The sequence below is a fragment of the Propionivibrio sp. genome (assembly GCF_029255185.1).
Taxonomy (GTDB): Bacteria; Pseudomonadota; Gammaproteobacteria; order Burkholderiales; family Rhodocyclaceae; genus Propionivibrio.
On the sequence record NZ_JAPUVO010000062.1, the window covers coordinates 1 to 12,820 of the forward strand.

The window sequence follows — 12,820 nt, forward strand, 5'->3', positions numbered from 1 at the left end:
ACCCAAGATCAAAAACAAACCGCGACCACCATCCCGCCACCAACGCAATCCCTTACACTGACATTTTCAACCCTTCAACCTACATCACAGAACCACTCGCTTCGTCGATCCTTCAGGCTCATACCTGAATTGGAAAATACTCAACGCACTCTCAGCGAATTCTGACCCGAGAAAATTTTCTTTTCCCAACCTGTACTACAAAATCGGCATTGACCAGAAATTCGAGATTTTTATCCTCGATCTTCGTTCCGTCGATCTTTACCCCTCCTTGCCCGATCATGCGTAACGCCTCCGAAGTACTGGCCATCAACCCCGATTGCTTGAGAACCTGAGCTACGCCCAATGATCCGTTTATGGCGTCCAAACTCACTTCGGGAATATCGTCAGGAATTCCACCGTGGCTGAACCGCGCCTCGAAATCAAACAACGCATCTGCGGCTGCATTTTGCCCATGAAACCGGGCTACGATCTCCTGAGCCAACAGCACTTTTACATCGCGCGGGTTTCTGCCCTCCGCTATTTCCTGCTTGAATCCAGCAACCATTTGCGTGCTACGGAAGGAAAGAAGATCGTAGTAACGCCACATCAATTCATCCGAGACCGACATCAGTTTTCCGAAAATTTCACGCGGCGGCTCATTAACCCCGATGTAATTAGCGAGCGATTTTGACATCTTGTTAACACCGTCCAAGCCTTCCAGCAAAGGCATCATGAGAATGCACTGCGGTGGCTGGCCGTAGTGTTTCTGAAGCTCTCGCCCAACCAGAAGATTGAACTTCTGATCCGTGCCGCCCAGTTCGACGTCGGCCTTCATCGCGACAGAGTCATAGCCTTGACAGAGCGGATAGAGAAATTCGTGAATTGCGATCGGCTGCTTGCCCCGGTAACGCTTGGCGAAGTCGTCGCGCTCCAGCATCCGGGCGACTGTATGTAATGCCGCCAGACGAATCATTCCGGACGCACCGAGCGGCTCAAACCAGGTCGAATTGAAGCAAATCTCGGTCTTGTCGGAATCGAGTATCTTGAACACCTGATCCTGATAGGTTTGAGCATTGGCTTGAATCTGCTCGCTCGACAGCGGGGGTCGGGTCGAATTCTTTCCACTAGGATCACCGATCATTCCGGTGAAATCGCCAATCAAAAACAGCACATGGTGACCCAGATCCTGAAAGTGTTTCAGTTTGTTGATCAGGACCGTGTGCCCCAAATGCAGGTCGGGTGCGGTCGGATCAAAACCGGCTTTGATCCGTAGCGGCCGTCCGCTTTTCAGCTTTGCTACCAGTTCCGCTTCAATGAGCAATTCATCAGCACCGCGTTTAATCAGAGCAAGACTGTCTTCTATGCCTAGCATGCAGGACCTCTTATCATCTACCCCCAAGGGTTCTTATGGGGTTATTTTTTTGTTAGACTACCGGTAGATTTTTCTAGGCAGCAGCCCATGGACAAACAGAAGAGCGGGATTCTAGCGCATTCCCATCCAGCAATCGAACGATTGCTTCGCCACCGTTGGTTGGTGGCGGGCACTGGCAGTATTGCCTTGCTCGGCATGATGACTGCGTTTGCGCTGGCCCCGGCGAGTGATGAGGGCCATGTTCAATTACAGACAGTCCTTGAACAACTGACCACACCGACCACCGTTCTAATTGACGACGAAAATCCAATCTTCCTTCGCGAAGAACGCATTCAGCGCTCAGATACTGTTTCCAGTCTGGCAGCCCGCCTCGGCATTACGGATCAGAGCGCCCTGGAATTCATACGCCAGGATAAGGAAACCCGGGCCATCTCCCGCCAACTACGCCCCGGCAAAGTCGTGACCGCAAAAACCGGAATCCGCGGCAATCTGATTGCACTTTATTTTCCGCTGAACGGAAAAGATGCCACGCTGCTTGTCGAAAGCCGCAGCAGTGGCTTTCGGGCCAGCGAGCAAGTCTTGAGTCTCGAAGCACGGATTGTGGTCAAGTCCGGCGAAATTCGCAGTTCACTTTTCGGTGCTACCGACGCAGCCGGCATCCCTGATGCGATCGCTACCCAACTGGCCGAAATTTTTGGCGGGGATATTGATTTTCATCGCGACTTACGCAAAGGGGATCGCTTCTCTCTTGTCTATGAAACACTCACCCACCGTGGACAGGCCGTACGTAGTGGCCGCATTCTCAGCGCCGAATTCGTCAACAACCAAAAAATGTTTAGCGCGTACTGGTTCCAGGCAGAGGATGGTAAAGGCGCTTACTACACGGCTGACGGCAAAAACCTGCGCAAGGCATTTCTTCGCGCACCGCTAGAGTTCTCGCGCGTCACCTCTGGCTTCACTAGCTCACGCTTACACCCGGTACTGCAAATATGGCGCGCGCACAAAGGAGTTGACTACGGCGCGCCGTCCGGCACGCGAGTGCGTTCGGTAGCCGACGGCACGGTGGAAAGCGTTGGCTGGCAGAGTGGCTACGGCAAGCTGGTCGTTATCAGACACCAAGGCGCCTACTCTACAGCGTACGGCCACCTGAGCGGTTTTGCACCCGGCATCCGCAAGGGTTCCCGGGTCAGCCAAGGGGATACCATCGCGTATGTCGGACAAACCGGATTAGCGTCTGGCCCTCACCTACACTACGAATTCCGGGTTAACGGCCAGCAGATCAATCCTCTGGCCGTGACTCTCCCGACTTCGATTCCGCTTGAAGCGTCTCAAATTAGTCGCTTCAAGGACACTATCATGCCACTGCAGACACAACTCGAACTCGCAAAGCAGATTAAACTGGCGACGATCGAATGACGATCCTCAGGCGGTAAACGACGAGCCACAACCACAGGTTGAAGACGCATTCGGATTCTTGATCACGAACTGAGAACCCTCAAGCCCCTCGGTATAGTCAATTTCCGCGCCGACAAGATACTGATAGCTCATTGGATCAACCAGAAGCGTCACCCCGTTCTTCTGCAGTGATGTGTCATCCTCGTTGGCTACCTCGTCGAAAGTAAAGCCGTACTGAAAGCCGGAACACCCACCACCCGTCACAAAAACGCGAAGCTTCAAATCCGGATTCCCTTCTTCTTCGATAAGATCTTTTACTTTGCTCGCTGCGCTATCCGTAAAAATAAACGGCAATGGCAAATCGGTAGCTGTATTCATAACTTTTCCTTCCTGATTCTCACGTTAATACTGTTTCTGAAACCACTTCAATTGCTGGAGGCCAACTTAAGCTCCACGGTCCTGGCATTGATCTGATGCACCAGACGCCCCTGTATCACAGCCCCCTGCTGCATTTCGATCTGGTGATATTCAACATCACCTGTGACACGCGCAGCGGGCAAGAGTTCCAGTGATTCACAAGCGAAGACCGGACCAATCACGGTTCCGTTGATCACTACATGACCGACGGAGATTGCCCCTTCGACACTGGCTTTTTCGCTGATAACCAGAGTGCCTTCCTGAACATTCTCGCTGCTAATGTTGCCGCGAACCTGGCCGTCAACACGCAAACCTCCAGAAAAAATCACGTTGCCATCGACACGGGTACCAGCACCGATAAGGCTATCAATACTATTCTGGGGAGCTCTCCCCTTTTTGATACCAAACATTAGTTTCTCCGTCTAAAGGATCACGGACTGCCTGGCGCGCACGGTGCCATCCTGAAGCAAGCGCGCCTCGACCTCTTTTACTACAACCCCGGAGGGTACCAAAAAAACGCCTTCGAGCCGGTGAAAGTGCTTGATCTCGAAACGAAAACGCTGGGGGTTTGGCTCAGTACCGGAAGGCAAGGTGATCATAACATCTTTGCCGCCTTGCTGGATCTTAACCAGAAGTTGAAGCCCACCCTTGAACTCTCTAGCCTGACGTCCTCCGTTATTGACCACCAGCATCCGATAACGATACTCGCCCACAATGCCGCTCGGTTCGATTCGCAGATGATCAATCCTGACCCCTGGCTCATCGCCAGACTCGGAGGCTGGCATCAAACCTTCAAAAAACGCCAAATCTTCCTTCAAGGCCGCGTTCTCCAATTCAAGCGCCTTGGCCTGACGCGATAACTGCCTCTGTGTGGCGCGCTCAATTTGCAAACTGCTTTCACCTGAACCTGCGAGACTACGCAACTTAGTCAATTCGCCATCAAGTTCCATGAGGTGATTCCGGAGCGACTGAATTTCTCGAGCTGATTCATCGCTGTGAAATCCGGCAATGCGCATTCCAGAATCATATATCCACGCGGCTAGTGCCAAAGAAACAGACAGCATTGTTATCACCGCCAATGCTCGCCAGTACCACGCCACATGCGTTCTGATCGCCAGTTTCGGCGCGCTGATACCAAAACGCCGACGAAGACGCTTGAGCTTTACGGAAGCACCGGAAGTTGCCATAGCCCGTCAGTTTCTGAAAAACCAAACATGATGTTCATGTTCTGTACTGCCTGCCCAGCCGCTCCCTTGACCAGGTTGTCAATTACCGAAAGCACAACCAGGGTAGCGCCGTCTTGCGGCCGGTGCACCGCGATGCGGCAAAGATTGGCGGCGCGAACCGAACGCGTGTCCGGATGGGAGTTTGCTGGCATGACATCGACAAAAGGTTCGTCAACATACCATTTCTCATAGAGTGCCTGGAAATCGGCATCTCCCTTGATCTGCGCATAAAGCGTGGCATGAATACCGCGAATAACCGGTGTCAGATGCGGCACAAAGGTTAGACCAACCGGTAATCCGGCAATACGCGACAAACCCTGACGGATTTCAGGCAGATGCCGATGCCCGGAAACACCGTAGGCCCTGAAATTATCCGACGCTTCAGAAAAAAGTGAAGAAACCTCGGCTTTACGCCCGGCTCCGGAAACACCAGACTTGGCATCGGCTATCAAATGCTCAGGGGAAATCAAACCGGACCCAAGGAGCGGCATGAAACCCAGTTGCACTGCGGTCGGGTAACACCCGGGGTTAGCCACCAGACGCGCATCGCGAATCGCAGCACGATTGACCTCCGGCAAACCATAGACCGCTTTGGCTACCCATTCCGGGCTGGCGTGCCGCATGGCGTACCATTTTTCCCATTCAGCGACATCGGCAATACGAAAATCCGCAGCGAGGTCAACGACCCGAACCCCAGCATCAAGCAGTTCGGGCGCCTGCTGCATGGCCACACCGTTCGGTGTGGCAAAGAAGACCAGGTCACAGGCCTTCAGATTGGCAAACGCAGGATCTTCAAACTTAAAGTCAACCCGCCCACGCAAACTCGGAAACATACCCGAAACGGCCGTTCCCGCATCACCACGCGACGTAATCGCAACAATTTCAACCCCAGGATGCTGTGCCAGCAATCGCAGTAGCTCAACACCGGTATAACCGGTACCGCCGACGATTCCAACCTTGACCATCAAATCCTCCTCAACAGGTGCGCAATAATAGTCTGAGCGCTCCTAAAACACAAAAGCCGCCCAGAAGGCGGCTTTTAAGCACGTCAGAACCCAGTATCTGGGTTAACGCTTGGAGAATTGCTTGCGGCGACGTGCTTTATGCAAACCAACTTTTTTACGCTCAACCTCACGGGCATCACGTGTTACAAAACCGGCCTTCGAAAGCACTGGCTTGAGTGCCGCATCGTATTCAATCAGTGCCCGAGTGATACCGTGACGCACCGCACCAGCCTGGCCAGACTCACCACCACCAGCAACATTGACCAGAATGTCAAAACCAGCAGTTTGCTCAACCAGTTCAAGCGGCTGACGAACGATCATGCGCCCGGTGACTCGGGAAAAAAACTCGTCAACCGGTTTGCCGTTGACTACGATGGTGCCCGTACCGCGCTTCATGAAGACGCGCGCCACAGCACTCTTGCGACGGCCTGTGCCGTAGTAGAAATTTTCAGCCATTTCGACCCCTTAAAGTTCCAGAACCTTCGGCTGCTGGGCAGCGTGCGGATGCGTACCCCCCGCGTAGCATTTCATCTTCTTCAGCATGGCATAACCGAGCGGCCCCTTGGGGAGCATGCCCTTGACGGCCTTCTCGAGCACTCGGCCGGGAAAACGCTGCTGCATACTGATAAAGTTCGTTTCGTAAATGCCGCCGGGGTAACCCGTGTGTCGGTAGTACACCTTGTCTTCGGCCTTGTTGCCGGTGACGCGCAACTTCTCCACATTGGTCACGACGATGTAATCGCCGGTATCAACGTGCGGAGTAAATTCAGGCTTGTGCTTGCCGCGTAAGCGTCGAGCGATTTCGGTAGCGAGGCGGCCCAACACCTTGTCAGTGGCATCAACCACGAGCCACTCGCGTTTCACTTCATGCGATTTGGCGGAGAAAGTCTTCATTAAAACGCCGTCCTTGTATGCCTGATAACGGAAAGCCGAGCATCATATTCCAAATCAACAAACCCTGTCAATCGATGTTTCGACGATAGCAAAAAAAACGCGGCCCGCAGGAGCCGCGCTAAATCCACACCAAAGGAGGAGATGGAGGAGACAAATCTGAAAAACATTGACCGGCAACAAACACCGAGCAAGTAACTTGGGGGGATTGTCGTTCATTCAATCACAAAAATCAAGACATTTTGACGCAATGCGCAATTTAATAAAATTAGCGGCACCAGAATTTAATTCTAAATTAAAAAAACTTACATGTCATGTAGTTATGATATTTATAGGCAATATATTACGCAATAGTGAAGTATAAATTCTGTTAAAAACGTCTGAACTGTCGCCATTATTATTGCATCGCGGCATTTTTGAAAACCAATACCAAAATGCACTTGCGGCTAAAATGGTCGCTCATGAAATGCTTTTGGAAAGTTCGAGGATGGTATGGAGTGCAAGGTGAAATGGACCGGAGACGGTATGTCGTTTTTGGCGGAAACAGGAAGCAATCATACGGTGGTGATGGATGGCGCGCCCGACGCTGGGGGGCGAAACCTGGCGCCGCGGCCAATGGAAATGCTGCTGGCCGGCACTGGCGGATGCACCGCATTTGACGTTGTCATGATCCTGAAAAAGGGACGACACGCAATCACGGGGTGCGAAGTAAGCCTCAAAGCTGAACGCGCGGACAACGAACCAAAGGTATTCACCCGAATTCATTTTCACTTCCGCGTCAGTGGGAAACAACTGAAGCCCGATGCTGTTGCACGGGCCATTGAGCTTTCCAAAGACAAGTATTGCTCAGCTTCAATCATGCTCGGCAAAACGGCCGCAATAAGCCATGATTTTGAGATTGTCGAAGACTAAACGTAGTAGGCAGTTCGTGTCATTATCCCTGCGACCAACCGCATTGCAGACTTTACGCGAGGAGGCAGGTCGCGCGCGCCGAGACTGGCTGCCATTTCGGCATGAGAGGCCTCGTCAATCTTCATTTGCTGAACTATCGATCGCGATTTGCTATCCCGCGCCGGCAACTCGTGCAAATGATGACGAAGATGAGCTTCAACCTGCCGTTCAGTTTCGGCAAGAAAGCCCAGGCTCCAGGCATCTCCGAGTTTTCCGGCAAATACTCCGAGCGACAGCGCTCCCAGATACCAAAGGGGATTTAACAAACTTTTACGCCCTCCCAACTCATTGATGCGTCGCTCGGTCCAGGCCAGATGTTCTGTTTCCTCATAGGCTGCTTTCTCCAAGACCTGCCGGATTTTCGGATCGCGACAAGTCAAAGCCTGGCCCTGATAGAGCCCCTGAGCACAGATTTCTCCGACATGATTTATGCGCATCAGAGAAGCTGCATGCGATTTTTCTGGTGCTGATAAGGCCGTCTCCAGGCACTCTCGACCGGGCACGCACCGGGTGCTTGGCGCTGCAACAAAGAGCGTCCGCAACGCCCTGTCAAACCCGAGAATAAGAGGATCGAGCATCAATCATCCCGAAATTTAAAAGCCTGGCACAGAAAACTAACGGCCTACGACCGCGGGTTTGCCGCCGCTGCGCAGGGAGTGGCGAGCATCTTCGGCGCTTAAAATAACGGCGGCGCCAACCGGACAGAAATAATTGGTGTAAAGCTCTACATGATGGTTGTTGGTGCTGCCTTGAACCTTGACCCACTGATTGTTCCGTGCTTTCGACCATGTTTTGTCTGCGCGGCCAAACGCATAAAACCTCCGCTCGCCAGTTGCGCAGCGCATCCCCTCGTAACTGATGTTCTGTGCGCCTTCGGCACTGAGCACGATCATGACATAACGAATTACGCTGTCAGAGCCGACAGACAGTGAATTTCCGTCGATCAGGTATCTCGCGCCGGTTATTGCGCCGACCTTAAACGGGATCAGATTTTCTTTTTCAGGAAAGGCCGGCAACTGCACTTCAATTTCTGCCCAAGGCTTTTCCTCAAACTCGTTGTCAAAAGCATCCGCCAACAACTGCGCTGCAAACATTGTCAGCGCGAGGATAAAAGACCACTTTAGTACTTTATGAAACCCCATTGAAACGCGCCCATTTGAATCAAAAACACGTACAAAATCAAAGCTATCCCTTGTGCTCATCTTCGCCTCCCCCAGGCTCACGCCCACCCTGCCGACGCGGCCGGCGGTGATCAGCATCAAGAAAGCGCGCAAGCTCGTTCAACGCCAGTTCATACACCTGCCGCTTAAACTCGATCACGGCATCAAGCGAAACCCAGTAATGGTTCCAGCGCCAGGCGTCAAACTCGGGATGGTTACAGGCGCGCAAGGAGACATCGCTGTCACGCCCAACCAAACGCAGCAAAAACCAAATCTGTTTTTGCCCTCTGTAACTGCCACGCCATTCGCGTTTTACCCAGTGAATCGGCACATCGTAACGCAACCAGTCCTTGGTCCTGCCAAGGATGCTGACATGTTCGGGGCGCAAGCCAACTTCTTCGTACAGTTCCCGGTACATCGCCTGCTCAGGGGTTTCGCCCCGCTTGATGCCACCCTGTGGAAACTGCCATGAATGCTCTCGAATACGCTTGCCCCAGAAAACCTCGTTCTTCGCGTTACATAGGATGATGCCGACGTTAGGGCGGTAGCCCTCACGGTCGAGCATTTTTATATACCTGCAAATTTTATTGATTGAACGCATTCTTCCACACTTCCAATGGCTTGGAAAGCTCGCCATGGCTAGTCACGTCGAATCACTGAGCGGAACGCGATTGGCGTCGCGTTCCGCTGATCAGTCTTGTAGAATTCCGCATTTATTCCAAGAAATGCGATTCCCATGCGTACTTCGCGATTTTTCATTTCCACCCTCAAGGAAGCTCCCGCAGACGCCGAGATCGTTAGCCACAAATTGATGTTGCGTGCTGGCCTCGTCAAACGTCTGGCGGGTGGCATCTACACTTGGATGCCGGTCGGTCTGCGCGTTCTGCGCAAGGTTGAAATGATCGTCCGTCAGGAGATGGATCGCGCCGGGGCCATCGAGCTATTGATGCCGGCCGTACAGCCGGCCGAGTTGTGGCAGGAGTCCGGTCGCTGGGAAAAATATGGGCCTGAGTTGCTGCGCCTGAAGGATCGCCATCAGCGCGATTTCGTCATCGGCCCGACACACGAGGAAGTCATCACCGATGTCGTGCGCAAGGAAGTCAAGAGTTACCGTCAGTTGCCGCTGCATTTTTACCAGGTGCAGATGAAATTCCGCGACGAGATCCGGCCGCGCTTCGGGGTCATGCGTGGTCGTGAATTTCTGATGAAGGACGGCTACTCGTTCCATGCCAGTTTTGAGGATCTGCAACGCGAATACCGCACTATGTTCGAAACCTACGTGCGGATATTCACCCGCCTTGGCTTAAGATTCCGCGCTGTTGCTGCCGACACTGGATCAATCGGCGGCACAGGCTCGCACGAATTCCACGTCCTCGCCGATTCCGGAGAGGACGCTTTGGCTTACTGCCCTGATTCGGACTATGCCGCCAACGTCGAATTAGCCGAAGCACTGGCTCCATCCGTCACCCGTGCGGCAGCCACCTCGGCCCTGGAAAAAATTGCCACGCCGGGCAAGATCAGGTGCGAGGAGGTTGCTGCCTTCCTCGCTACCCCCTTGACTCAAATGGTCAAGGCCATCGCCATCATGTGCAATGAAGCCGAAGGCGACACACTCCAATTTGCATTGATCCTGTTGCGTGGTGACCATGTTCTGAACGAAGTCAAGACACAAAAGATGGTCGGTGAATTCCGCTTCGCAAGTGATGAGGAGATTGTTGCCGCACTCGGCTGCAAACCCGGCTATATCGGCCCGGTTGGTATCGGAAACATCCCCGTTTTCGCCGATCGCAGCGTTGCCGTAATGAGCAATTTCGTTTGTGGCGCCAACGAAGCGGGATTCCATATCCGCGGCGTCAACTTCGGCCGTGACCTGCCGGAGCCCTTGTCAGTTGCCGACCTGCGCAATGTCGTGGTCGACGACCCGGCCCCCGATAACAAGGGCAAACTCGAACTGTGTCGCGGCATTGAGGTCGGTCACATTTTCCAATTGCGCACCAAGTACGCTGAAGCACTCGGGTGCAGTTTTCTCGACGAAAATGGTCAGAGTCAGATCATGGAAATGGGATGCTATGGCATTGGCGTTTCGCGCATCGTCGGTGCCGCCATTGAGCAGAACCATGACGATCGTGGAATCCTGTTTCCAGCCGCCATTGCGCCGTTCGAAGTATGTATCGTTCCCATGGGCTACACCAAGAATGACGCCATCAAGGCGGCAGCCGACACCCTTTATGCCGAATTCAAGGCCGCCGGCATCGACGTTTTACTCGACGACCGCAACGAGCGCCCTGGCGTCATGTTCGCCGAAATGGAGCTGATCGGGATACCGCACCGCGTCGTTGTCGGTGACCGTGGGCTGGCCGAAGGCAAACTCGAGTACAAGGGGCGCACCGATACCGAGGCCACAATGGTGCCAGTTGCCGATATCGGCGCATTTATGAAAGCCAAGTTGTGCGGCGAATAGTTCTGCTCCTGGCTCTTTTGCTTCCCCTCTCAGGGCATGGTGGGGCACAGAAGTACGAACCCTTATCCGCCAGTGTGCAGGCGGCACTATCCCGTGTCATTTCGGACCAAGCGCCGCCGAAGAGTTCATTTCTTGACTCCATGGATGCCATCGACTGGATGACCGAGATGTCGCGCCGCCTGGAAACACGCATAAGTGTCCGGGAAAGCCGACTCGAGTTTTTACGCGCAGTTCACTACGAGGCCACTCGCGCGGGACTTGATCCGCAACTCGTTCTCGGTCTGATACAGGTTGAAAGCGGATTCAAGAAATACGCCGTGTCGTCAGCCGGCGCACGGGGCTTCATGCAGGTCATGCCGTTCTGGATCAAGGTTATTGGTCGCAGTGATGACAATCTGTTTCATCTTAGAACGAACCTGCGCTACGGCTGCACCATTCTGCGTCACTATCTGGACATCGAGCAGGGCGACCTCTACCGTGCTCTTGGACGCTATAACGGCAGTCTCGGGCAAGCCCAATACCCGAATCTCGTTCGTGATGCCTGGCATAAGCAGTGGAGCTACGCGAGCAGCCGAATCGTTCTGCGCTAAAGCCACAGCATTCACCGCATTCCGGGCAACATCCCTTTCATGCCACGCATCAGCTTGCTCATGCCGCCCTTGGAAAATTGTTTCATCATTTTTTGCGTTTGCTCGAACTGCTTGAGAAGGCGATTGACCTCCTGAACCTGGACGCCAGCGCCCGAAGCGATACGACGCTTGCGCGAGGCCTTCAACAACTCGGGCTTGCTGCGTTCGGCTGGCGTCATAGAATTGACAATGCCTTCAATGCGACCGATTGTTTTTTCTTCGCCGCCGGCCGGCATCTGACTTGCGGCCTGGGCGAATTGCGCCGGCAACTTGTCCATCATGGATGAAATCCCACCCATCTTGCGCATCTGGCCGATCTGCTCCTTAAAGTCAGTCAGATCAAAGCCTTTGCCCGATTTAAGTTTTTTGGCAAACTCGACGGCCTGCTGCTCGTCAATGCCCTTCTTCGCATCCTCAATCAGCGACAGTACGTCGCCCATGCCAAGAATGCGCGACGCCATCCGTTCAGGATGAAAGGCTTCGAGTCCCGACAGCTTCTCGCCGACGCCAACGTATTTGATCGGGCGACCCGTCACATGACGCACAGAGAGCGCGGCGCCGCCACGCGCATCACCATCGAGCTTGGTGAGTATGATGCCCGTAAGCGGCAAGGCCTCGCTGAACGCCTTGGCCGTATTGATCGCATCCTGACCAAGCATGGCATCAACGATGAACAGCGTTTCAATCGGGTCAATTGCCGCGTGCAGTTCAGCAATCTCCGCCATCATTGCTGCATCGATCGATAAACGACCGGCCGTATCGACAAGCAACACGTCATGATAGTGTCGTTTTGCCCAATCGACGGCATTACGGGCAATATCGACCGGCTGGTCAGTCGGCAACGAAGGGAAAAAATCAACCCCTGCCTGCTCGGCAACGGTCTTCAGTTGTTCGATCGCTGCTGGACGATAGACGTCGCAGGAAACAACCAGCACTTTCTTTTTTTGTGTTTCGCGCAGCAGTTTGGCCAGTTTGCCGACAGTGGTGGTTTTGCCGGCCCCCTGCAAACCAGCCATAAGAATGATCGCTGGCGGCTGAGTGGCCAGATTGAGACCCTGGTGCGCCGCGCCCATAAGCTGCGTGAGTTCGCGGTGAACAACGCCGATCAGCGCCTGTCCCGGACTCAGGGAACCGATCACCTCCTCGCCAACCGCCTTTTCCCTGACGGCAGCGATCAACGCCTTGACGGCGGGCAGAGCAACGTCCGCCTCGAGCAGGGCGAGACGAACCTCGCGCAGGGCAGCGGCGATATTGTCTTCGGTGAGGCGCGCCTCACCGCGCAGAGTCTTCATGACACGGGCAAGGCGTTGGGTCAGGTTGTCGAGCATTTGGCTT

Annotated in this window: 15 protein-coding genes; 4 read left to right on the top strand and 11 right to left on the bottom strand. The window is 53.9% G+C overall.

Going from position 1 to position 12,820, the window contains the following annotated elements:
• Window positions 1–151 precede the first annotated feature (151 nt).
• Window positions 152–1,351, bottom strand: coding sequence for a tyrosine--tRNA ligase (tyrS, locus tag Q1J43_RS02610; RefSeq protein ID WP_301100777.1), 1,200 nt, complete (start codon window positions 1,349–1,351; stop codon window positions 152–154).
• An 87-nt stretch (window positions 1,352–1,438) separates the two neighbouring features.
• On the opposite strand from tyrS, the gene Q1J43_RS02615 reads away from it, so the two are divergent.
• Window positions 1,439–2,767 (top strand): peptidoglycan DD-metalloendopeptidase family protein, encoded by a 1,329-nt coding sequence (locus Q1J43_RS02615; RefSeq protein ID WP_301100778.1) that lies wholly within the window; start codon window positions 1,439–1,441, stop codon window positions 2,765–2,767.
• Between the two features lie 6 nt (window positions 2,768–2,773).
• Here the strand turns inward: Q1J43_RS02615 and erpA are convergent, their stop codons facing one another.
• From erpA to rplM, 6 genes are all read right to left on the bottom strand, one after another.
• A complete protein-coding gene (gene erpA, locus Q1J43_RS02620) occupies window positions 2,774–3,124 on the bottom strand; it encodes an iron-sulfur cluster insertion protein ErpA (RefSeq protein WP_301100779.1) in 351 nt (116 codons plus the stop codon).
• A 47-nt stretch (window positions 3,125–3,171) separates the two neighbouring features.
• Window positions 3,172–3,573 carry a polymer-forming cytoskeletal protein gene (locus tag Q1J43_RS02625; protein WP_301100780.1) on the bottom strand — a complete coding sequence of 134 codons (402 nt, stop codon included), beginning with the start codon at window positions 3,571–3,573 and terminating at the stop codon, window positions 3,172–3,174.
• A gap of 12 nt (window positions 3,574–3,585) precedes the next feature.
• A complete protein-coding gene (locus Q1J43_RS02630; protein ID WP_301100782.1) occupies window positions 3,586–4,350 on the bottom strand; it encodes a DUF6776 family protein in 765 nt (254 codons plus the stop codon).
• Complete coding sequence (argC, locus tag Q1J43_RS02635) at window positions 4,326–5,354, bottom strand: N-acetyl-gamma-glutamyl-phosphate reductase (RefSeq protein WP_301100783.1); 1,029 nt, start codon at window positions 5,352–5,354, stop codon at window positions 4,326–4,328. Before argC ends, Q1J43_RS02630 begins: the two co-directional genes overlap by 25 nt.
• 102 nt (window positions 5,355–5,456) lie before the next feature.
• On the bottom strand, window positions 5,457–5,849 hold the full coding sequence (gene rpsI, locus Q1J43_RS02640) for a 30S ribosomal protein S9 (RefSeq protein WP_301100785.1): 393 nt from the start codon (window positions 5,847–5,849) through the stop codon (window positions 5,457–5,459).
• A gap of 9 nt (window positions 5,850–5,858) precedes the next feature.
• A complete protein-coding gene (gene rplM, locus Q1J43_RS02645; protein ID WP_301100786.1) occupies window positions 5,859–6,287 on the bottom strand; it encodes a 50S ribosomal protein L13 in 429 nt (142 codons plus the stop codon).
• Window positions 6,288–6,776: 489 nt separating this feature from the next.
• Between rplM and Q1J43_RS02650 the strand changes: the two genes are divergently transcribed.
• Entirely contained in the window at window positions 6,777–7,196 is a 420-nt protein-coding gene (locus Q1J43_RS02650; RefSeq protein WP_301100787.1) for an OsmC family protein, read from the top strand.
• Here the strand turns inward: Q1J43_RS02650 and coq7 are convergent.
• From coq7 to Q1J43_RS02665, 3 genes are read right to left on the bottom strand one after another with little or no spacing between them, the layout of a single operon-like run.
• On the bottom strand, window positions 7,193–7,813 hold the full coding sequence (coq7, locus tag Q1J43_RS02655) for a 2-polyprenyl-3-methyl-6-methoxy-1,4-benzoquinone monooxygenase (RefSeq protein ID WP_301100788.1): 621 nt from the start codon (window positions 7,811–7,813) through the stop codon (window positions 7,193–7,195). The two genes, Q1J43_RS02650 and coq7, sit on opposite strands and share 4 nt — an antisense overlap.
• Window positions 7,814–7,849: 36 nt before the next feature.
• On the bottom strand, window positions 7,850–8,494 hold the full coding sequence (locus Q1J43_RS02660; RefSeq protein ID WP_301100789.1) for a CNP1-like family protein: 645 nt from the start codon (window positions 8,492–8,494) through the stop codon (window positions 7,850–7,852).
• Complete coding sequence (locus tag Q1J43_RS02665) at window positions 8,421–8,960, bottom strand: RNA pyrophosphohydrolase (RefSeq protein ID WP_301100790.1); 540 nt, start codon at window positions 8,958–8,960, stop codon at window positions 8,421–8,423. Before Q1J43_RS02665 ends, Q1J43_RS02660 begins: the two co-directional genes overlap by 74 nt.
• 171 nt (window positions 8,961–9,131) lie before the next feature.
• On the opposite strand from Q1J43_RS02665, the gene Q1J43_RS02670 reads away from it, so the two are divergent.
• Both Q1J43_RS02670 and Q1J43_RS02675 read left to right on the top strand, forming a co-directional pair.
• Window positions 9,132–10,856, top strand: a complete 1,725-nt coding sequence (locus Q1J43_RS02670) for a proline--tRNA ligase (protein ID WP_301100791.1) — start codon at window positions 9,132–9,134, stop codon at window positions 10,854–10,856.
• Window positions 10,844–11,446, top strand: coding sequence for a lytic transglycosylase domain-containing protein (locus Q1J43_RS02675; RefSeq protein ID WP_301100792.1), 603 nt, complete (start codon window positions 10,844–10,846; stop codon window positions 11,444–11,446). The genes Q1J43_RS02670 and Q1J43_RS02675 overlap by 13 nt, the downstream gene beginning before the upstream one ends.
• Before the next feature lie 11 nt (window positions 11,447–11,457).
• Here Q1J43_RS02675 and ffh read toward each other — a convergent pair whose 3' ends face one another.
• A complete protein-coding gene (gene ffh / locus Q1J43_RS02680) occupies window positions 11,458–12,813 on the bottom strand; it encodes a signal recognition particle protein (protein ID WP_301100793.1) in 1,356 nt (451 codons plus the stop codon).
• Between the last annotated feature and the right edge of the window lie 7 nt (window positions 12,814–12,820).

What these genes read in the sequence shown, in the direction of transcription:
- tyrS (WP_301100777.1), bottom strand. Translation starts at nt 1,351, where the DNA reads ATGCTAGGCATAGAAGACAGTCTTGCTCTGATTAAACGCGGTGCTGAT.
- Q1J43_RS02615 (WP_301100778.1), top strand. Translation starts at nt 1,439, where the DNA reads ATGGACAAACAGAAGAGCGGGATTCTAGCGCATTCCCATCCAGCAATC.
- erpA (WP_301100779.1), bottom strand. Translation starts at nt 3,124, where the DNA reads ATGAATACAGCTACCGATTTGCCATTGCCGTTTATTTTTACGGATAGC.
- Q1J43_RS02625 (WP_301100780.1), bottom strand. Translation starts at nt 3,573, where the DNA reads ATGTTTGGTATCAAAAAGGGGAGAGCTCCCCAGAATAGTATTGATAGC.
- Q1J43_RS02630 (WP_301100782.1), bottom strand. Translation starts at nt 4,350, where the DNA reads ATGGCAACTTCCGGTGCTTCCGTAAAGCTCAAGCGTCTTCGTCGGCGT.
- argC (WP_301100783.1), bottom strand. Translation starts at nt 5,354, where the DNA reads ATGGTCAAGGTTGGAATCGTCGGCGGTACCGGTTATACCGGTGTTGAG.
- rpsI (WP_301100785.1), bottom strand. Translation starts at nt 5,849, where the DNA reads ATGGCTGAAAATTTCTACTACGGCACAGGCCGTCGCAAGAGTGCTGTG.
- rplM (WP_301100786.1), bottom strand. Translation starts at nt 6,287, where the DNA reads ATGAAGACTTTCTCCGCCAAATCGCATGAAGTGAAACGCGAGTGGCTC.
- Q1J43_RS02650 (WP_301100787.1), top strand. Translation starts at nt 6,777, where the DNA reads ATGGAGTGCAAGGTGAAATGGACCGGAGACGGTATGTCGTTTTTGGCG.
- coq7 (WP_301100788.1), bottom strand. Translation starts at nt 7,813, where the DNA reads ATGCTCGATCCTCTTATTCTCGGGTTTGACAGGGCGTTGCGGACGCTC.
- Q1J43_RS02660 (WP_301100789.1), bottom strand. Translation starts at nt 8,494, where the DNA reads ATGCTGATCACCGCCGGCCGCGTCGGCAGGGTGGGCGTGAGCCTGGGG.
- Q1J43_RS02665 (WP_301100790.1), bottom strand. Translation starts at nt 8,960, where the DNA reads ATGCTCGACCGTGAGGGCTACCGCCCTAACGTCGGCATCATCCTATGT.
- Q1J43_RS02670 (WP_301100791.1), top strand. Translation starts at nt 9,132, where the DNA reads ATGCGTACTTCGCGATTTTTCATTTCCACCCTCAAGGAAGCTCCCGCA.
- ffh (WP_301100793.1), bottom strand. Translation starts at nt 12,813, where the DNA reads ATGCTCGACAACCTGACCCAACGCCTTGCCCGTGTCATGAAGACTCTG.